The 19,488-nt window shown below is 65.8% G+C and carries 10 protein-coding genes; all 10 read right to left on the bottom strand.

What is annotated here, in order from left to right; translation table 11 throughout:
* Positions 1 to 81: 81 nt before the first annotated feature.
* Complete coding sequence (locus NL2_RS17205; RefSeq protein WP_084356178.1) at positions 82 to 4,722, bottom strand: LVIVD repeat-containing protein; 4,641 nt, start codon at positions 4,720 to 4,722, stop codon at positions 82 to 84.
* Complete coding sequence (locus NL2_RS17200) at positions 4,722 to 6,659, bottom strand: hypothetical protein (protein ID WP_068077129.1); 1,938 nt, start codon at positions 6,657 to 6,659, stop codon at positions 4,722 to 4,724. Before NL2_RS17200 ends, NL2_RS17205 begins: the two co-directional genes overlap by 1 nt.
* Positions 6,660 to 6,880: 221 nt before the next feature.
* Positions 6,881 to 8,869 carry a heme-binding protein gene (locus NL2_RS17195; RefSeq protein WP_068077042.1) on the bottom strand — a complete coding sequence of 663 codons (1,989 nt, stop codon included), beginning with the start codon at positions 8,867 to 8,869 and terminating at the stop codon, positions 6,881 to 6,883.
* 1 nt (position 8,870) lies between these two features.
* Positions 8,871 to 10,289 carry a multiheme c-type cytochrome gene (locus tag NL2_RS17190; RefSeq protein WP_068077040.1) on the bottom strand — a complete coding sequence of 473 codons (1,419 nt, stop codon included), beginning with the start codon at positions 10,287 to 10,289 and terminating at the stop codon, positions 8,871 to 8,873.
* A gap of 263 nt (positions 10,290 to 10,552) precedes the next feature.
* On the bottom strand, positions 10,553 to 11,989 hold the full coding sequence (locus NL2_RS17185; protein WP_068077038.1) for an aldehyde dehydrogenase family protein: 1,437 nt from the start codon (positions 11,987 to 11,989) through the stop codon (positions 10,553 to 10,555).
* Between the two features lie 154 nt (positions 11,990 to 12,143).
* Entirely contained in the window at positions 12,144 to 13,820 is a 1,677-nt protein-coding gene (locus tag NL2_RS17180) for an acetolactate synthase large subunit (protein ID WP_068077036.1), read from the bottom strand.
* Between the two features lie 184 nt (positions 13,821 to 14,004).
* Positions 14,005 to 14,949 carry a D-2-hydroxyacid dehydrogenase gene (locus NL2_RS17175; RefSeq protein ID WP_068077034.1) on the bottom strand — a complete coding sequence of 315 codons (945 nt, stop codon included), beginning with the start codon at positions 14,947 to 14,949 and terminating at the stop codon, positions 14,005 to 14,007.
* Complete coding sequence (locus tag NL2_RS21790) at positions 14,946 to 15,458, bottom strand: endonuclease domain-containing protein (RefSeq protein ID WP_084356177.1); 513 nt, start codon at positions 15,456 to 15,458, stop codon at positions 14,946 to 14,948. Before NL2_RS21790 ends, NL2_RS17175 begins: the two co-directional genes overlap by 4 nt.
* Positions 15,459 to 15,600: 142 nt before the next feature.
* Entirely contained in the window at positions 15,601 to 17,145 is a 1,545-nt protein-coding gene (gene cysS / locus NL2_RS17165; protein ID WP_068077127.1) for a cysteine--tRNA ligase, read from the bottom strand.
* Positions 17,146 to 17,262: 117 nt separating this feature from the next.
* Positions 17,263 to 19,488, bottom strand: a 2,226-nt coding sequence (locus NL2_RS17160) for a beta strand repeat-containing protein (protein ID WP_218006123.1), incomplete at its 5' end; no start/stop codon positions are given.

Raw genomic sequence — 19,488 nt, 5'->3', positions numbered from 1 at the left:
GTGCGGACAACGGAGTCGTCCCGGGTCAGGCCCGGGACGACGGAATGGGCCGGCGTAACTCCCCCCGGATCAGCCGCCCGCTCAGCCGCCCGTGGGCTGGTCTTCGCCTTTGGCCATGTAGCGCGGCGGGGTCTTCGCGCCGATCCACAGGCTCATGTCGACCTGGTCGGACACCTTGAATGGCTTGCGGTCGCTGCCGAGGAACAGCGCTTCCATTTCCTTGCGGTTGAACGGGCGCGAGCCGAGCCGGCCGAACACCGCCATCTGGCCGCCGGTTTCATCGACCCCGCGATCGCGGTCGAGCCCCTTGGACAGCGCGATGGCCGGGCTGGGCGTGTGCGCCCAGGCGATCAGTTCGGGCTTGGGTTCGGGCGAGAAGCCATAGAAGTTGGGCTGGCTGTCGGGTGAGGTCAGCTGCAGCACCTTCATCCCGTTCTTGCCGTCGGCGACATAGGCGAACAGCGAGGCGTTGGTCGAGGCGACGATCACGTCCTCGGCATCGTTGAGCTGACCGCCGGCGGTGAACGCCTGGTAGATCGACGGCTGCGTCGGCTTGGTGATATCGACGATGACCAGCCCCTGCCCCTTGGCGGCGACGTAGGCATATGTGCGCGCCAGGTACACGCGGCGCGCATCGGCCAGCGGCACGGTCGCCTGCGGCACCGGCACCGGCTTGCCCAGGTCGGTGATGTCCATCAGCTCCAGCCCGTTCGCCGTGGTCACCCACAGATAGCGGAACTGCACCGCCGTGGCGCGCGGATCGGTCAGCGGCACCACCGAGGTGACTTGCGGATCGAGGCAGGTTTCGGCCTGCTTGCCCTCGGTCACTTCGCACGGGTGGGCCGGTGACCACGGCTTGGTCAGGTGCACCGTGACCAGCGCCTTGTCGGTCACCACATAGGCATAATCGCCCGCCAGCGTGATGTGCCGTGCCCCGGTGAGCACCCCGTCGGGATTGAACGTGGCGGCGCGGTGGAAGAAGTTGTTGCGGAACTCGCCATCGGCCAGCGTATCGACGTTGACCGCGATCAGCCCTTCGACGGCATCGGTGACGAAGGCGTAGTGGTAGATCGGCGAGAACGGCTGTTCCTCGTTCACCGTGCGCAGTTCGGGCGTGTTGCGCGTGGGCGCGATCGCCTGGTTGGTCGGCAGCGCCATGCACGTCGCGTTGGCGGTGCCGATGTGTGTGTCATGCCCCAGCGGCGAGAACGGCGCGGTGATGATGCGTTCGGAGAAGCCCTTGTTGCCGACCGACGCGATGTCATAGGCGCGGAAACCGCCCTTGCCCTCGGCCACGAACATGTATTCGCCGCGCATCTGCAGGCAGTGGACCGCGTCGCTGGTGCCTTGCGTGGTGTTGAGGAAGCTTTCGCGACCTGTGCTCTCGCCCGACAGCTTGCCGTCGATGATCTTGCCGCGCGTCCAGTCCTTCAGCTCGCGATTGTTCCGTTCGACGTGCTGCTTGTAGAAGTCGGGATAGGCGTAGCGCTGCAGGTAGCTGCCGATCACCGCCTGGGGTTCGTCCCATTCGGTCACGCGCACCGCCTCGAACCCGCCGTCGAGCCCGAAGTACGCGTTCATGCCGACGAAGTTCACGTAGTTGGTGCCCAGCAGCAGCAACTGCGACATGATCGCGTTGTTGTCGTCAGCCTGGCTGAGGTGGCAATCGGTGCACTGCTTGGTCTCGTTCTTGCGCACGGTGTGCGGGAAGTGCGGTGCGAACGCCTGGCTCGAATAGCCGATCGCGGAGATCGGCGGCTGCTGCACATAGATGCGTTCGCGGTTGATGTTGGTCGACGACAGGATCAGCGCCGAGGTCGAGCGGATCGGCGCGGTAATCGCCGTGCCCGCCACCGGGTAGCCATCCTTGTCGAACTGCACCGGATCGGACCCGCTCGACTTGTTGCGCTGATGCTTGCCCAGCTGGAACATGTCATCGCGCGCAACCTGCGGATTATAGGTCGCGTAGTTGCGGGTGTAGTCTTCCTCGTACTTGTGGACGGTCGACTTCCAGTTCGCCTCGATCGGCAGGTGGCAACCGGCGCAACTCGTGGTCCATGACAGGTGGCAGGTGAAGCACGCCATGTCGTCGTCGCGGTGGGCGCGCTGTTCCTTGGGCACGCCGGTGCCGAAGTGATAGATGCCGTCCTGCGCCGCCGACTTGGCCATCAGCTTGGCGCGCGCCGCCTTGGGGTTGAAGATCGGCTTGCCCAGGTCATCGACCATGCCCGCATAACGCGCATCGACCGAATCCTTGACCAGGCTCACGCGCCAGGACTTCTCAGGATCGATGATCGAACGCTGCACCAGCACGCGGCGGCCGGTCTTGTCCTGGAACCATTCGAAGCGGCGCTGGCCATCGGCATTGCGCAGCAGCGACAGGTTGTGCCCTTCGGGCGGGGCCGCCAGGTTCGAGGTGATCAGCGTGGGATAGGCGTCGGGCGTGCCGTGGCAATCCTTGCACCCGATCTCCACCGCGTTGGCGACTTCGCCGAAGATCAGCCCGTTGCCGTGGCTGTCCTGCGCGAAGTGGCAATCGGCGCACTGCATGCCGATCTGGGCATGGATATCCATCATGTGCACGGTCTTGCCCGGATTGTCGGGTCCGGCGGGCACGAACTTGGGTTCGGTCCCCTTGCGGAACTTCTCCGGATCGTCGGGCGAGACGATGTGCGCGGTGTCGGTGCCGTAGGTCGACATGTCGCCGTCTTCGTCGAGCAGGTTGCCGCGCCGGTCGCGCTTGAGGATCGCGCGGAAGTTCCAGCCGTGGCCGTGGTAGTCGGCAAACTGCGTGCGCTGCAGCTTGGGGTTGAGATCGTAGACGTTGCGCAGGAATTCCACGTCGCGCCACAGCCCGTGCGCGCTTGCCGCCTCGGGGTTGCGATCGAGCACTTCGCGCGCCTGCGACATCGTGGGATGGAACTGCTGCTTGAACGCCTTCTGGTAATCGGCTTCGGTCAGCCCTTCGGGCTTGGGCGCCTTGTTTTCAGGCCCGGGCCACATGTACGGCGCATCGGATTCGTAATCCCACATCGTATAGCCGAGGTACGAATTCAGGAAGATGTTCGGCTGGTGCATGTGGCAGTTCATGCACTGCTGCGTCGGGATCGCGCGGGTGAAGGCGTGGACCAGCGGGTGGCCGCGTTCACGCTCCTGCATCGGCACGGGGCCGCTGTCAGCCATGGCGGCGGCTTCGGGCGTCGCCACCGGCTTGCCCGCGGCATCGAGCCCGGCGGCGGCATGCGCCTCGCCCTGCGACATCTGGTGCGCCGCCATCACTCCATGCGGCGCGTTGCCGCTGGCGGGCGTGAACGTCAGCTGTTCGGGCGAGGCGATGGCGCGCGCGCAGTTGCCCGCCATGTCGGCCGATTCCTCGGGATCGCTGGCATCGCCGCCCAGGTACTTGCCGTGGCCGCCCAGCACGGTCGCGCGGACCAGTTCCTTGTGTTCGTGCGCCTTGTCGGCATCGAAGCTGCCGTACGAGCCGTGGCGTTCCTCGCCTTCGCGCAGGCGGTTGATCGTCGGATCGACCGTCACTGTCTGCCCGTCGCGCCCGCACTGGGCAAAGTTCAGCCCGTGGCGCGGTTCGCGGTCGTTGGCATAGATCACGTGGCACGCCGCGCAGCCCGAACTGCGATAGTCGCCCGGCTGGTCGTTGGTGCCCATCTGGAACAGGAACGGATCGTTGAGGCGGGTCTTGTGGATGTTCAGCACCGGGATCGCGACGCGCAGGCCGGTGGCCATGCCGCGGTTCGACTGCTTGAGATCGGGACGGCCGTTTTCATCCAGCTTCTGGATCGAGCCGGTCGAGTTGGGGATGCCGATCTCGGGGAACTGCGGATTGATGACGCGACCGCCATCCTCGAACACGCGGAACACGTCGCCCGGCGGAATCACGTTCCAGCGCGGCAGCGGGTACATTACCGGCAGCGCGCCGCGCGCCTTTTCTTGCGGGGTGACCGTGCCCCACATCGGCTTGCCGTCGGGGCCGATTTCCTTCGACGCCGACTTGACGAACGCCGGTTCGCCGCCGCGCGTGAAGCTTTCGCCGAAGATGTAGTTCTTGAACGGCACGATGCCGTTGTTGTAGGCGGCGCCGCCCCACAGCATCGCGCCCGTGCTCATTAGCGAACGTTCCGACGCCTCGATGATGTTCATGTGGCAGGCGCCGCACGCCTCGCGCGCCACGCGATAATCCGACGGGTTGACGAAGCGGACGAATTCGGGGCTTTCCTTGGCCAGGTTGGCATAGCTGCGCTGCGGGTTGGCCGAACGCGGCCAGCCCCAGGTCTTGGGATACTTGGGCAGCACGTGCGCCTGCGTCATCGCGGTGGTGTATTCCAGCCCGTCGAGCTTCCAGCCGCGATCCGCCACCACTTGCGCGTTGCCGCCATGGCAATCGGTGCAGGCGAGCACGACCGCCTGGCTGGCGTGCATCGTGCGGTGGTCGCTGGCGGTGTGGCAGCTTACGCAGCCCTTGTTCTTGCCGTCGACGAACGCCCACTGCTCTTCAGCCGTTTCGCCCGGCTGCCCGCGCGGCGCAGACGGTGCGCGATCGAAGTGCACCTTCTGCGGCGCTTCTTCCTCCGAAGCGCGCAACGCCGCCGGCAATGCCAGCACGGCAAGCGCCAGCAGCAGCCACAGCAGCGGCAGGCGCGACAGCCCTGCATTCCAGCGCCGGGCGATCAGGCGGACAACGGCGGAAGGGTGGGTCAGGGTCATCAGAAAGCCAGGATCGCGTTGGCAAGGACCGAGTAGAAGCGGTTGCCCCTACCCTGCTGGGCGAACAGGTCGCGGAAGCCCGCGCCCGCGAACAATGTCGCGGCGGACAGCCGGAACACGATGTTCTGCGAGGCATTGGGCCGCCACACCGCCGACACCGACGTATCGAAACCGATCGATTTCGGGATCGAGCCTTCGTTGCGCAGCACCTGCAGGACTTTCGTGTTGTCGAACCACAAGTGGTTGACGTTGGTCGAAACGCGCACTTCGGGCGTCAGGTCGAAATCGGCCCCCACGCCCAGCAGGATGGTGCCCGGGTTGGTGAAGTTCGACTGGCCTTCCTCTTTGGAACTGCGCAGCGAATTGAGGATGCCGTTGCGGCCGTTGATCGACACCGCGCGGCCACCGCCGGCAAACGGTATCGTCTGGCGGATCCAGTAGCTGGTATCGGCGCCGGCGAACTGCGGATTCTCGAAGATCGCGTCGAACCCGCCCTCGGTCCCGTCGTAGGGGTTCTTGTCGCCGCTGGCATACAGCCCCGACAGGCGGAAGCGCATCCAGTCGACGTCGTAGCTCGCTTCGGCAGCGGCGAAATACGCCGCGATCTTGGCCGGGCGGCTGGTGAGGAAGTTGTTCCGGTCCTCACCCAGCGCAGCGTACAGCTGCGCGGTCAGGTTCATCCGGCCGATGCGGCCATCCACCGCGTAGCCCAGGTACACCACATCGTATTCGCGCCCGCGCAGATCGCCCAGCAGCGCCGGGCGCACGGGGAATCCGTTGACGTCGGCATGGATCTGATCGCGCTCGCGGTTCATGTTGTAGGTCACCGACACCTGGCTGGTGAGGCCGACCACGGGGAAATCCTGGCGATAGAGGTTGGCGGTGAACACCCAGTCGCGGCGCGGGGTATCCTGGATCGAGTTCAGCCCCGAGTTGGTGTCCTTCTCCAGCCGCCAGAATGCGGCCAGGTTGAACTGCACCCGGTTGTTGTCGCGGTTGCCGAAGATGCGCACGCCAAGCTGATTGTCGAGGAACAGGAAGCCGCGGAAATCGGCGGTGAATTCCTGGATGCCGGCGCGGATCGAGACGAAATCGAACCGCTTCGAATCGAACCGGCCGATGTGATAATCGACGAACAGATCCTGCACGCCGAACGAATAGTCGGTGCGGTGCGTGCCCCCCGTCGGCAACACCGACAGCACGCGCTTTTCGGGCACCTGGACATAGTTGATCTGGGTGGCCAGCGTGGCGCGGTATTCGATGATCGGCGGCTTGAACGCGGTCAGGCCCTTCAACAGCGAAAAGCTGGTGATGAACGTCTGTGCCAGCACCAGACTGTTCGAGCGGCCGAACGTGTCGATCTCGTTGGCGTTGGTGGTGGTCTGGTTGCCGACGGGAATCGGGAAGCTGCGCGGTTCGACCACCGTGTCGGAAATGGCGCTGGCGATGAAGAACCAGTCGTCACCCTTGAGGAAACCGGGGCGCTGCGCCTTGGACAGCGGCCGGTCACCCTTGATCACGCTGTGGTGGAACGGATCGAAGATCGTATGACACACGTTTTCCAGCTTGGGATAGAGCGTGTAGATGCCCTTGTCCTGCTTGCCGGTGGCCGGGTCCTTCTGCGGACACAGCGCGTTGGTGATGCGCCAGCGATCGGGCAGCGCCACGTTCAGCGCCAGATCGTTGATCGGCCCTTCGCCGTCGTACTTGTCGTAGAACGCCTCGGGCGGCGGGGCCGAAACCGCGCCAAGGTTCATCTGTTCGACGCGTTCGGGCAAGCCCTTGCGGAAACCGGGACGACGGCGACCCGGCAGCAGCGCCCCGTCGGCGGTGACGGTATCGCCGGCGGATTGCGCAGCGGCATCGGCCGCGCTGTTCATGGCAGGCGCTGCCGATGCCGGAGCCCCGTCCATGCCTGCCGCAGCAGCCGGGACCATCACCGGCGCAGGATCGGTCGCATGTTGCGCCTGGTCGGTCGCGGCGACCGCCCCGGCCGTGAGGAAGGAAATCGCCGGAATCTGGCGGCTTGCAGCACCCGATGCGGCATCGCGCTCGCCCCGGTCGACCGCTGAATCGGCGCGCAGCAGCTGCACCGGCGCCTGCGGCACCGGATGACCAAAGCCCAGGGCGGGAGCGACGAGGCCGAGGACGGTGTGGATCACAATCCCTCGCAGGCGTTCTGTTCGGAGGTATCGAGGAACGGCGCGAACGGGCAGTTGACGTAGCGCAGCCGCACCCCTTGCGCGACCGGCACCACGATCGTGTCGGCGCGGATGTCCTTGGGCGCGTTGCCGATCGACCCGACCCGCACCCCGGCGTTGTTGGCGCCCAGGAAGCTGATCATGTCGTCCTGGTCGATGCCGTCACCCGAAATGCCGATCGCGCCGACCAGCGTGGTGCCGCGATAGATCGGCACCGATCCGGGGAAGATCTGGATGCCGTTGGCCAGCCGCTTCTTGCCGTTGGGCGCATCGGGGACCTGGGTGCACTGCTGCGCCGTATCCGCCGCCTTCAGCGCGCCTTCCACGAATACCGCGTGCTGCAGCAGGTTCGATTTCACCAGCGCGACCTGCAGCCCGACCCCGAACGGATTGAACTGGTTGATCGGGCGCGACAGCGGACCGTTGGCGGTGCCGACCTGCCCATCGGGAAAATACGGGCGCGACAGGTTGCCGCCCGAGCGATCACCGAACGCGATCTTGCCGGTCAGCGCGGTCTGGTCACCCAGGAAATCGCGGACGCGCTGCACGAACTGCGGGATCTCGCCGTCGGGATCGCCCTGCAGCTGGGCGGCGGCGACCTTGTTGGAAAAGAACGCGGCGGTGCGCGCTTTCTGCAGCGACACGTCGATGCCGAAGATCGGCGCATCGGGCCCGCGCACCAGTCCGAGCACGGTGCCGTAAGTATCGACCACGCTGATCGAAACTTGCGCCCGGCTGTCGACCGGGCGACGGATCTGCGCGCGCGCGCGGCTCATGATCTTGAACGCTTCTTCCAGCACCGCGCGCGTTTCGGCGGCGGTCAGCGGCGTGCCGACATCGGCGCCATCGGTGCCGGCGCGGATCGGGTAGCGATCGTTGCCCGAACCATCGGTCAGCACGAACGCGTCGGGTATCGAAAACTCCGCAGGGGTGGCATAGCGCAACCCGCTCGCCTCGGTGCCATAAGTGGTGCCGGCGATGATCGCGCCCGCAGTATAGCCGTTGACCGGGATCAGCGTGCCGACGACGTTGTTGATCGCCGCGAAATCGGTCTTGAGCGGGGCCAGCCCTTCGACCCGCGCATCGCTGAACCGCAAGGTCGAACCATCGACCGTGATCTTGTCGGCGGTGATCGAGGGATCGGGCGCAAAGCCCTGGATGCCGGCGAGCGCGATGAATTCCTCGGGATCGCCATCGACGTTGGTGACGTCGGGATCGAACGCATAGTCGCCATCGGCCATCACCCCGATCGCGCCGACGATCGCGCCGTTCTTGTACAGCGGCAGCCCACCCGAATCCGCGGCCAGGCCAAGCGGCGCGCGCTTGGGGCCGATCAGCGCCGCCGGGCCGCCGCCCGACAGGAACCGCGTGTTGAGGTCCGAACACGGCAGCTGGCTGAACTGCACGCCGAACAGCGGCCCGCTTTCCAGCCCCGGCGTGACCGGCGCGGGCGGGAAATGCTGCTGGACGATCTCGCTGGCGGTGCGGGTGGAAAACGCGTTGCCGCTGCTCGAAAGATAGGCACCGGTCACCGCCTTGGAGATCGCGCCCATCGTGGCCTCGACGTCGAGGTCCTGCGCATCGACCGGGGTCGCGATCGCGCCGTTGAGCTCGGTGTTGTACTTGCTCGTCTTCATGCGCGTGCGCGCGCCGTTCATGCGGAATACGCCGAGCACGTTGCCGACGCGGTCGGTCACCGCGATGATCGCGGGCAGGTTGAGCGCCTGCGCCTCGCTTACCGCCTGCGCCATCACCTGCTGCACATCGGCCACCGTCAGCGACGCCTGGATCGGCGCGTCGAACACTTTGGCCGCCGTGGCCGACGGACTGGGCGCCGGCGTGGGCGATGGCGCCGGGCTGCTGCTGCCGCCGCCGCAACCGGCAAGCGTCAGCGACAGCGCGGAAACGATCGCGGTCGTACGATGAAAAGCGGCTTTGAAGGGCATATCAGCGCAAGCTCCGAATGGAACCGATAGCGCCCCCCAATGCGCGACGAAACGCGAGCGGCTGGTAGCTGTTGGGCTCGCGCACCGCCGAATAGGCCTGGTTGATCTGCACGCGCAGGCCGTTCGCCGCGCCGGTCGATACCATGCCCTGGTTGACCAGCCCGTTGAGCAGCGTGTCGATCGCCATCACCGACTGCACCGAACCTTCGTAGTCGGTGAAACGGTCGGAAATCGCGTTGCTGGCGATCGCATCCATGATCGCGAACGTCTGCGCCTTGCTGAACGGCGTACCGGCAAACCGCGCAGACAGCGCATCGGCGGTCTGCCGCAGCGCCTGCGCGGCGGCCACCGATTGCGAGCGTCCTTCGCCCATCGCACGGTGGAACGCCTTGCTGCGCGCATCGAACGTCGCGGCGATATCGGGCGCCACGACTTTGGCTGCGGCGAGCAGCATGATCATGTTCTCATCGTTGAACGGCGGCATGCCGGCGTGGATCGGACGGCCCGGGTTGGGCAGCACCGAAACGCTCGCCTGTTCGCCGTCGTAGATGCGGCGGTGGCAGCTGTGGCAATCGTAGAACGTGAATTCGGGGAAGATGCCGTCGTTCGCCTTGCCCGGCTCGCTGAACAGTTCCATCGACCGCTTGACCGCCTCGGCCTGGCCGACCGCCCACATCCGCATCGAATCGGTCTTGCCACCCTTGCGCGCGGCATAGTCGGCATCTTCGTTGTGGTGCTGCTGCAGCGTAGAGAACAGGTCGAGTTCGAACGACACGCGCGGATGGCCCGCCGCCATGATGCGGTGCGCGACGAACTGCCCCGGACCATCGCCCGACAAGTGGCAGTCGAGGCAGACTTGCGCGCGGACGCGTGGATTGACCAGATCGGTCATCCCTTGCGACACGTTGCGCTGGTGGCTAGCTCCGACGGTGTAATGTGTGGACAGCCAGCCGCCGGCATTGCCGTGGCAGGCTTCGCAATCGACGCCGTCGGCAACTTTTTGCGCGCCCGTCGTGGTGTGGCAGCCAAGGCATTCGCGACCGACGCCGGCACCATCGAGCCCCATGCGGCGGATGATGGCCTGGCCGCGCGCTTCCTGAATGGCGCGATAGGCGCGGCTGTGCGCGCCCGTGGGAGACGATTCTTCCTGCCAGCGCAGCAGTTCGTCCTGCCGGACCGGCGTGCCATCGCCCACGCTGTGGCCGTGGCAGGTCGATCCCGCGCAGCTGGCCACGCCCATATGGGCCCGCATCGAGCCACCGGCGCCTTGCGCCTGAAGCGGTGCGGGCGCGACGAACAGCGCAGCGGCAAGCGCGGCAGCAGCCATGAGGACACACACGACGATCGCCATCGCACCGGAGCGCGATACCGAGCGGCAAGCGGTCAAAAACCGCCGCAGTGACATGGAATGGTCCAGCATTGCCCCTCGTTCCAGCCCGATGCGCGCCTTGGGCCGAAGCTTAAGCTTCTGGCACCCACGCCCAGCGATTGACTTGCAATGCGACCCCTTATCGGAAGACTATGCCAGTCTGCGACGAGTGTTCAAGCACGGAATTGCGCCAATCGCACGATTTGGTGCTTGCATCGGGCGGCCTGATGCGTCTCGCCACACCGGCACGGACCGCTTCCACCGGTTACGCCGCGTTAACCATAACCGCAAAGAATCCCGATGTTTACTGGCGATCAGAGCCGACGGATCACCAGATTGCGGATTTCCGACATATCCTCCATCGCGAACCGCACGCCTTCGCGGCCCAGCCCCGAATCCTTGACCCCGCCATACGGCATATTGTCGACCCGGTAGGACGAAACGTCGTTGACCACGATGCCGCCCACATCGAGGTGATCCCACGAATCGAGCACCTGGTGAATGTCGCGGGTGAAGATGCCCGCCTGCAGGCCGAACTTGCTGTCGTTGACTTCGTCCATCGCGGCCTTCCACTCGGTGAACTTCGACAGGATCACCACCGGCCCGAACGCTTCCTCGCGGTACAGCTCGCTGTCGCGGCTGACGCCTTCGAGCAGCGAAGCTTCCAGCATGTTGCCCGCGCATGCCCCACCCGCGAGCAGCGTGGCGCCGCCCGCCACCGCGCTGTCGATCCAGCCTTTCAGGCGGCTGGCCTCGCGCGCCGAGATCATCGGGCCGATGAAGGTTTCGCGCTTCTTCGGATCGCCCGAGACGAGCGTCTTGACCTTGGCGGCCAGCATGTCGCGGAAGCTGTCGTAGATGTCGGCATGGATGATCACGCGCTGCACGTGGATGCAGCTTTGCCCCGACTGGTAGTATCCGCCGAACACGATGCGGGCGAGCGCGTGGTCGAGATCGGCGTCCTTGTCGACGATCACCGCCGCGTTGCCGCCCAGTTCGAGCACGACTTTCTTCTTGCCCGCCTTGCCCTTCAGGTCCCAGCCCACGCCGGGCGATCCGGTGAACGACAGCAGCTTCAGCCGTTCGTCGGTGGTGAACAGATCCGACCCGGCGCGCGCGGCGGGCAGGATCGAGAACGCGCCTTCGGGCAGCACGTCGCATTCGGCCAGCACTTCACCCATGATGATCGCGCCCAATGGCGTCATCGAGGCGGGCTTCATCACGAACGGGCAGCCCATCGCGATCGCCGGGGCGATCTTGTGCGCGGCCAGGTTCAGCGGGAAATTGAACGGCGAGATGAAGCTGCACGGCCCGATCGGCACGCGCTTCCACATCCCCATATAGCCCTTGGCGCGCGCGCTGACGTCGAGCGGCTGGACTTCGCCGTAGTTGCGCGTGGCTTCTTCGGCGGCGATGCGGAAAGTGTCGATCAGGCGGGTGACTTCGCCTTCCGCATCGGCGATCGGCTTGCCCGCCTCGACGCACAGCGCATAAGCCAGCTCGTCGAAACGTTCGCCAAACCGCGTCACGCAATGGGTCAGCACGTCGCGCTTTTCATAGCTGGCGAGCCGCGCCATCGGCTCGGCCGCGCGGACCGCGCCCGCGATCGCTTCGTCGATCACGTCGGGCGTGGCCAGCGCGGTGCGGAACGCCACTTCGCCGGTGAACTTGTCGGTCACCTCAAGATCGGCGTTGGGCTGCGCCGCCTTGTTGTTGAGGTAAAGCGGGTAGACGTCTTTGAGCTGGACCATTGGACTCTCCGGGGCGCGTGGTTCGAGACGGGCCTTCGCCAGGCTCAGTCCCTCCTCACCATGAGCGGCAATATACATTCTCCGCCCATCCTGAGGAGCAGGTTCGCCCCGAGCTTGCCGAAGGGCGAACCTGCATCTCGAAGGACCCGCGAACTTACAACGCCTTCGACAGCGCCTTGATGTCGATGTTCAGGATCTGGTCGTTCTCCGAATAATCGACCGGGCAGTCGATCAGGTGGACGCCGGGCGTGTCGCGGCAATGCGCGAGCAGTTCCTTGAGGTGCGCGGCGCTTTCCACCCGGTGTCCGCTGGCGCCATAGGATTCGGCGTACTTGACGAAATCGGGGTTGCCATAGGTCAGGCCCCAGTCCTCGAAGCCCATGTTGGCCTGCTTCCAGCGGATCATGCCGTACGAGCTGTCGTTGAGGATCAGCACGGTGAGGTTGAGCCCGAGGCGCACCGCGGTTTCCATCTCCTGGCTGTTCATCATGAACCCGCCGTCGCCGCAGATCGCCATGACCTTGCGCTCGGGATACAGCATCGAGCTCATCATCGCGGACGGCAGGCCCGCGCCCATCGTCGCCAGCGCATTGTCGAGCAGCACGGTGTTGGGATGGTAGGCGGTATAGCCGCGCGCGAACCAGATCTTGTAGACGCCGTTGTCGAGGCAGATGATCGCATCGTCGGGCAGCGCATCGCGGATCGACTGCACCAGATGCGGCGGGAAGATCGGGAAGCGCGCGTCGGCGGCCAGCGGCGTGGTGTGGTCGACCTCGGCCTGGCGGTACGACAGCATGTGATTGAAATCCCACGCCGGATTGGGCGTAATCGCTTCCTTCATCTGCCAGATCGCGTTGGCGATATCACCGATCACTTCCAGTTCGGGGAAGTAGACCGGATCGACTTCGGCGGTCTTGGTCGAGATGTGGATCACCGGAGTGCCGCCTTCGCGCATGAAGAACGGCGGCTTTTCGATCACGTCGTGGCCGATGTTGACGATCAGGTCCGCATCCTCGACCGCGCGGTGCACGAAATCGCCCGCCGACAGCGCGGCGCAGCCCAGGAACTTGGGATGGCGCTCATCGATCACGCCTTTGCCCAGCTGCGTGGTGAGGAACGGAATGCCGGTCTTGGCCACGAATTCGCGCAGCATGTTGCCGGTCATCTTGCGGTTCGCGCCCGCGCCGATCACCAGCACCGGGGCCTTGGCCTTCTGGATCTGGTCGACGGCCATCGCCACCGCCTTGGCATCGGCCGAGGGGCGCCGCGCGATCGAGCGCTTGATCGGCTTTGATTCGGTGTGTTCGTCGGCGATATCTTCGGGCAGTTCGATGTGCGTGGCGCCCGGCTTTTCCTCTTCGGCGAGGCGATAGGCTTCGCGCACGCGGCTGGGAATGTTGTCCGACGATGCCATCTGGTGCGCGTACTTGGTGATCGGCCCCATCATCGAGACGACGTCGAGGATCTGGAACCGGCCCTGCTTGGATTTCTTGATCGGCTTTTGGCCGGTGATCATCAGCATCGGCATGCCGCCCAGCGTGGCATAGGCGGCGGCCGTGACGAAGTTGGTCGCGCCCGGCCCCAATGTGGCGATGCACACGCCGGTCTTGCCGGTGTGGCGACCATACGTGGCGGCCATGAAGCCCGCGCCCTGTTCGTGCCGCGTCAGGATCAGCTTGATCTTGGTGGAGCGCGACAGCGAATCGAGGAAATCGAGGTTTTCCTCGCCCGGCACGCCGAAGATGTATTCGCAGCCTTCATCCTCAAGGCATTCGATGAACAGATCGGATGCCTTCTTGCCTGCACCTGCGGACCCGGGAACTTCAGACATCGCACACTCCTGTAGCCGGAACGCGCGGCCCTGCGGCGTTCCATTTTGCTATTGCGGTGGTGCGACCCCAGGCGGGAGACGTTGTAGTTTTGGCCCCCGGTCCCGCCGTTGGCCGCAGTGGGTAACAAATGGCGCAAGCCGAGTCACCCCTGCAGCAACGCGATTTTGCGAATGAATCGCGGGTTCAGTAACCGCGCGCCAGATCGACTTGCGGCGCCACCGGATCACCCCGCCGCCACGCCGCCAGATTCGCCAGGAAACGGTCGGCCCCGCGCTGGAACATCTTGTCCTGCGACTGGCCAGACAAGTGCATCGTGACGTGCGCATCGGGCAGGCTCCACAACGGGTGACCGGCCGGCAGCGGCTCGGGCGTGGTCACGTCGAGGAACGCGCCGCCGATCGTTTTATGCTGCAGCGCTTCGACCAGCGCGTCCTGGTCGATCACCGAACCGCGCGCGATGTTGACGATGATCGCGGACGATTTCATCGCCGCCAGCTCCGCCGCGCCGATCATGTGTTCGGTTGCGGGCGTGGCCGGCACCGCGAGGATCACCCAGTCGAATTCGCCGAGTCGCGCGCGCCATGCGTCGGGCGTCAGCGTGCCCTCCCCCGGCCCGCGCCGGACTTTGACGACATCCACCTCGAACGCCGCCAGCAACCGGTCGATCCGCTGCCCGATCGCGCCATAACCGAGCAGCAGCGCCCGGCTGCCCGCCAGCTCGGCGCGCCCCGGCGGGCGTTCCAGCCACTCATGCCGGTCCTGCGCGCGCACCACCTCGCGATAGCCCTTGGCCATCGAAAGCATGCCCATGACCACGTATTCGGCGATGGTGATCGCGTTGATGCCGGCGCCGTTGGTGAACATCACCCCGCGATCCCGCAGCAGATCGAGCGGCAGGCCATCGACACCTGCGAAGATCGAATTGAGCCACTTCAGCCGTGTGGCGGCGTGGATCACCGGCAGCATGTTGGCCTGGTCGTACATGTCGAACCAGCCGATCTCGGCCTCGGGAGCCAGCTCCAGCGCCTCGGCCTTGTTGGCAAAGTACCGCGCCTCGACCCAGTCGGGCAGGCGCGGCTCGATCAGCGGGCGGATGAGCGCGGACATCACGGCGATGGTTCTGGTCATGATGTGGTTCCTGCCCCTCCGTAAGCGCTTGCGCTGCCACCCCCATCGCAGGTCGATGCAGAGGATGCGGTTGCGTGTTTCTCCCCATCGACTTGCGATGGGGAGGTGGCAGCGCGAAGCGCTGACGGAGGGGCCTTTCCAAACTCCTCCAGCCTGCGCTTCGCCAATGCCAGAACCGCTGTCGCCGCAGCATTCGGGTCACGCAAGACGTCCGCAGCCGCAAACCGAACCGTCTCGATCCGCCGTTCGCCAAGCCACGCGTCACGCGCCGAATCGCGCAACGGCCGATCGCCCATGTCGTGCGCCAAGCCGTCGATCTCGATGGCCAGGTTGGCGCGCGCGCAGAAGAAATCGATGATATAATCGCCTGCGGGGTGCTGCTTGCGAAACCGCAACCCGTCGGGTGCGGCGCGCAATTCGCGCCACAGCAGGACTTCGGGCAGCGACATCGCCCGGCGGAGCGCTTTCGCGCGTCGGACGGTTTTTCCCGGTTTGGCGGGACGGATCATCCGGCCCCTCCGTCAGCCCTGCGGGCTGCCACCTCCCCATCGCACGTCGATGGGGAGGAAGGCACAAACCGATCCTCCCCATCGACTTGCGATGGGGCGGGGGACCGCTCGCGCAGCGAGTGGTGGAGGGGCAATTCAGCCCTCACCCCAGCTTCCAGTCCCAGCCCAGCGGATCGCCGTCCATGACCTCCACACCCTTGGCGGCGAGCTCGTCGCGCAGGCGGTCTAGTGCTGGAAAGTTTTGCTGTGCCCGCAGTTCCTTCCGAAACGCAATGGATGCGTCGACATGCTCTCCTGTAAGTTCTGCATCCTTTGGTCTAATTCGTAAGTCCTTGCGATCCAAATTTAGCAGTCCAAAGCCCATCACCGCGTCCATCGCCGCGATTGCCGCAAGCTTTTCGCCGGCATCGACCTTCTTCAGCGCGACGACTTCTTCCAGCACGGTCAATGCCACAGCAGTGTTGAGGTCGTCCGAAATTGCGGCTTCGAAGCGCTGAACGAACTGAGCCAACTTTTCCCCGACGTCACCCTGAACTTGTTTCAGGGTCCATTCCTCCCCACGCACGGCCGAAGTGGGAGGCGCGATGGATGCTGAAACAAGTTCAGCATGACGGGCTTTGAGGGTCTCCACCCCCATCACCATCCGCTTCAACCGCGTCAGCGCCGCGCCCAGACCTTCCCATGAAAACTCCAGCTCGCTGCGGTAATGCGCCTGCAGGCACATCATTCGGTAGGCGAGCGGGTGGTAGCCCCGGTCGATCAGCAGTTGCAGCCGCAGGAACTCGCCGCTCGACTTGCTCATCTTGCCCGACCGTTCGACCAGGAAGTTGTTGTGCATCCAGATGCGCGCGCCGCTGTTGGCCGCGACGTCGAGTCCGTTGGTGCAGCAATGCGCCTGGTTCTGCGCAATCTCGTTGGGGTGGTGGATTTCGCGGTGGTCGATGCCGCCGGTGTGGATGTCGAACGGAAAGCCGAGCAGCGCGCCCGACATCACCGAGCATTCCAGATGCCAGCCGGGCGCGCCCCGGCCCCACGGGGAATCCCATTCCATCTGGCGCGTCTCGCCTTCCGGCGTCTTGCGCCAGATCGCGAAGTCGGCGGCGTTGCGCTTGCCATCGACCGGGTCGATGCGGCCCTCTCCTTCGTCGGTGTGCGCCCTGGCGAGGCGGCCGTAATCGGCCACACTCGAAACATCGAAATACAACCCAGACGGCAACTCGTAACAATGCTCCGGTGCAATCGACGTCGCAAACGCGATCATCTGCGGAATATAATCGGTAGCGATCGACCAATTCCTTTCGTCCTGCACGCCCATCTGCATGGGGCCACGGATATTCAGCGCCTTGATATCGGACCAGTACGCCTCGGTGTAATGCCGGGCGATGTCCCAGATCGACTGCGCGCTGGATTTCGCCGCCTTTTCCAGCTTGTCCTCGCCCGCATCGGCATCGTCGGTCAGGTGGCCGACATCGGTGATGTTGATGACGTGGGTTAGCTTGTAGCCCGAATAGCTCAGCACCCGGCCCAGCACATCGGCAAACACATAAGCGCGCATGTTGCCGATGTGCGGGTAGTTGTAGACCGTGGGCCCGCACGAATAGACCCGCGCCTCACCGGCATGGACCGGCACGAAGGTTTCGATGCTGCGCGTCAGGCTGTTGAACAGCTTCAGCGGGGTATCAGGCATGGCGGGGCGTGCGGGATCGGACTGCATGGCGCGTGCCTTGCCCGTCCTCGCCCGCCCCGGTCAAGTCCATCGCCGGGCAGCGCAAGGTCCGGTCGCGCCGAACGCCGCGCCGCGCGATCACTTGTCCTTCGGCGCGCCTGCGGTCTTTTCGGCACAGTCCTTGTCTTCGGCCGGGCACTTGCCGCCATCGCCCAGCAGATCGTCGTTGCCGGTGCCGGTGACCGGCTCGTCGATCAGCGGCTGGAAGCCCGCCGGGGCGATCTGGTTGATCTCCATCAGCGGGGTTTCGATAAAGCCGTCACCCACCGACTGGATCGCGCCCTGTTCGATCCCGCGCGAATCGATCGCTCCGTTGATGATTTCCTGAATCGTGCCGTCGCCCCCGGTTTCGACCGCGCCGCACGATGCGGTCTGCGCAATGATGCAGCCATTGATCGTCGACAGGCTGTTCGCCGCGCCGGCGATCTGCGTGAGCGGGATCGCCGCTTTGCCGGTCTGCCCGCCGACGATGTCGTTGATGACGATATCGATCGGGGTCGTGCCGCGCGCCGTGATCGTCAGCGTGTCCGCCACCAGCCCGCGACGATCGTCGAACGCGGTCGTGGCGGCGGTGTTCTGCACGAAGAACCCGTTCGCCACGGTAACCTGCAGCGTCCCCGCCTCGAGCAAGGTCGCCCCCGGCGCGATCGTGTCGTTCATGCCGAGCCGGGTGGTCACCGCGCCAAGGTCTGCGGCGGCGAGCGTGTCGGTCTGCGCCTGCGTGGTTCCGGCAAACACGCGTTGTGCGGAAAGCGACAGTTGCCCGCCGCGCCCGGTGGCCTCGATCAACCGCAGCGACCCGCGCGTCGCATCGAGCATCACGTTGCCGTTGGCGGTCAGCGCCAGCGTGTTGCTGGCGGCGTTGCCGAAGGTGGCGGCGCCCAGGATGGCCGCATCGTTGCCCGAAACCAGCCGCAACGTGCCGTCCGCGCCGACATTGCCCTCGGCCGTACCCGCCGCCGCGTTCGCCGCCAGCGTGCCGATGGTCAGCCGCGCCGTGCCGCCGGTCTGCTGGGTGGATGCAGTGCCCGCATCGATGGTCAGGTTGCCGCCCGAGCGGATCCGCGCGAACTCGGCGTTGTTGACGATGTAGCCGCCGTTGCTGTCGAACCCGTCGCCCAGCACGGTGCCGCCGCTGCCGTTGTCGGTCAGCGCGATGGCGGTGGTGCGGCTGCCCTGACCGACTTGCCCGGTCGCGCCGATCGCGAGGTCGGCCGAGGTGAAGGCGATGGTCTTGGCCGTCGCCAGCGCACGGATGTCGATCGCGCCGCCGGTCGTCGCGGTCAGCCCGGCAGCGGCATCGACCATGCCATCGGCCAGGATGCCGCTGGCCGCCGACAACGCGATGTTGCCCGGCCCCGGCTTGCCGATGCTGGTGGCCAAGGTGGTGTTGCCCAGCGTCGTCTGCGGTTTGTACCCCGCCGCGAGGAAGCCGACGCTGACGGTCGATTGCTTCGAGGTCAGGTTGATGTCGCCGACCGATTCGCCACGATTAACGCGCAAGGCCCCGCCCGCGACGATATCGATATCGCCATTGTCCGCCACGACCGTCGCCACGTTGAGCGGCCCGGTGGCGTTGAGCAGCACCGCATCGCCCGACGCGGACACGGCCCCGCCTGCAACCAGATTGCCCAGCACCGCCACGCCGCCGCTGCTCGCCACGAGCAGCACGTTGCGCCCGGCCGTGAGCGTGGTGAACGACAGTTGCGTCCCGCTGCGCACGGTGATGTCCTGCCCGGCGGTGATCGCATCGCCCGCCAGCGAGCCCACGGTCAGCGTCGCCGACCCGCCCGCGTTCAGCCCGGCAAAGGCCAGCGAGGCGGCGTTGACGGTGACGTCGGCTGCGGTCTTGACCTGGCCCAGGCTCGCCGCGCCGGGGGTGGTGATGGCCAGCCCGCCGCCGGTCGAGGTCACATCCCCGCCGGCAACCGAATTGGCGGCGATGCCGATGTCGCCCCCTGCGGCAAGCGTGCCGTAATCGAACACCGCCGCATCGACGCGCAGCTTGCCACTCGCCGTGGCCGTGCCGAGCGTGGTCGCGCCGGTGCTGGTGATCGACAGGTCGGTGCCCGCTCCCAGCGTGGTCGCTTCGATGGTCGATCCGTCGATGGTCAGCGTCGTACCGCTGGTCGCACCGGCGAGCTCGATCGCGCCGGGGCTGGTCAGCGTGAGGCTGCTGCCAGTGTTGAACGTACCGCCGGTGATCGAGGAAGCCGTGGCCTGCGTCGCGCCGGTCGAGGCGAACGTGCCCGTCACTGCCAACGCGCCCGCGCCTGCCGTCACGCTAGCGTTGCGACCTACCGT

The sequence above is a fragment of the Novosphingobium lentum NBRC 107847 genome, assembly GCF_001590965.1.
GTDB lineage: Bacteria > Pseudomonadota > Alphaproteobacteria > Sphingomonadales > Sphingomonadaceae > Novosphingobium > Novosphingobium lentum.
The sequence above is the reverse complement of the archived record's forward strand: the minus strand, read 5'-3'. Positions and strand labels throughout refer to the sequence as shown.

Bases quoted from the DNA above. Each gene is read 5' to 3' on its own strand.
- NL2_RS17205 (WP_084356178.1), bottom strand. From the start codon at position 4,722: ATGACCCTGACCCACCCTTCCGCCGTTGTCCGCCTGATCGCCCGGCGC.
- NL2_RS17200 (WP_068077129.1), bottom strand. From the start codon at position 6,659: ATGGTCCCGGCTGCTGCGGCAGGCATGGACGGGGCTCCGGCATCGGCA.
- NL2_RS17195 (WP_068077042.1), bottom strand. From the start codon at position 8,869: ATGCCCTTCAAAGCCGCTTTTCATCGTACGACCGCGATCGTTTCCGCG.
- NL2_RS17190 (WP_068077040.1), bottom strand. From the start codon at position 10,289: ATGCTGGACCATTCCATGTCACTGCGGCGGTTTTTGACCGCTTGCCGC.
- NL2_RS17185 (WP_068077038.1), bottom strand. From the start codon at position 11,989: ATGGTCCAGCTCAAAGACGTCTACCCGCTTTACCTCAACAACAAGGCG.
- NL2_RS17180 (WP_068077036.1), bottom strand. From the start codon at position 13,820: ATGTCTGAAGTTCCCGGGTCCGCAGGTGCAGGCAAGAAGGCATCCGAT.
- NL2_RS17175 (WP_068077034.1), bottom strand. From the start codon at position 14,949: ATGACCAGAACCATCGCCGTGATGTCCGCGCTCATCCGCCCGCTGATC.
- NL2_RS21790 (WP_084356177.1), bottom strand. From the start codon at position 15,458: ATGATCCGTCCCGCCAAACCGGGAAAAACCGTCCGACGCGCGAAAGCG.
- cysS (WP_068077127.1), bottom strand. From the start codon at position 17,145: ATGCCTGATACCCCGCTGAAGCTGTTCAACAGCCTGACGCGCAGCATC.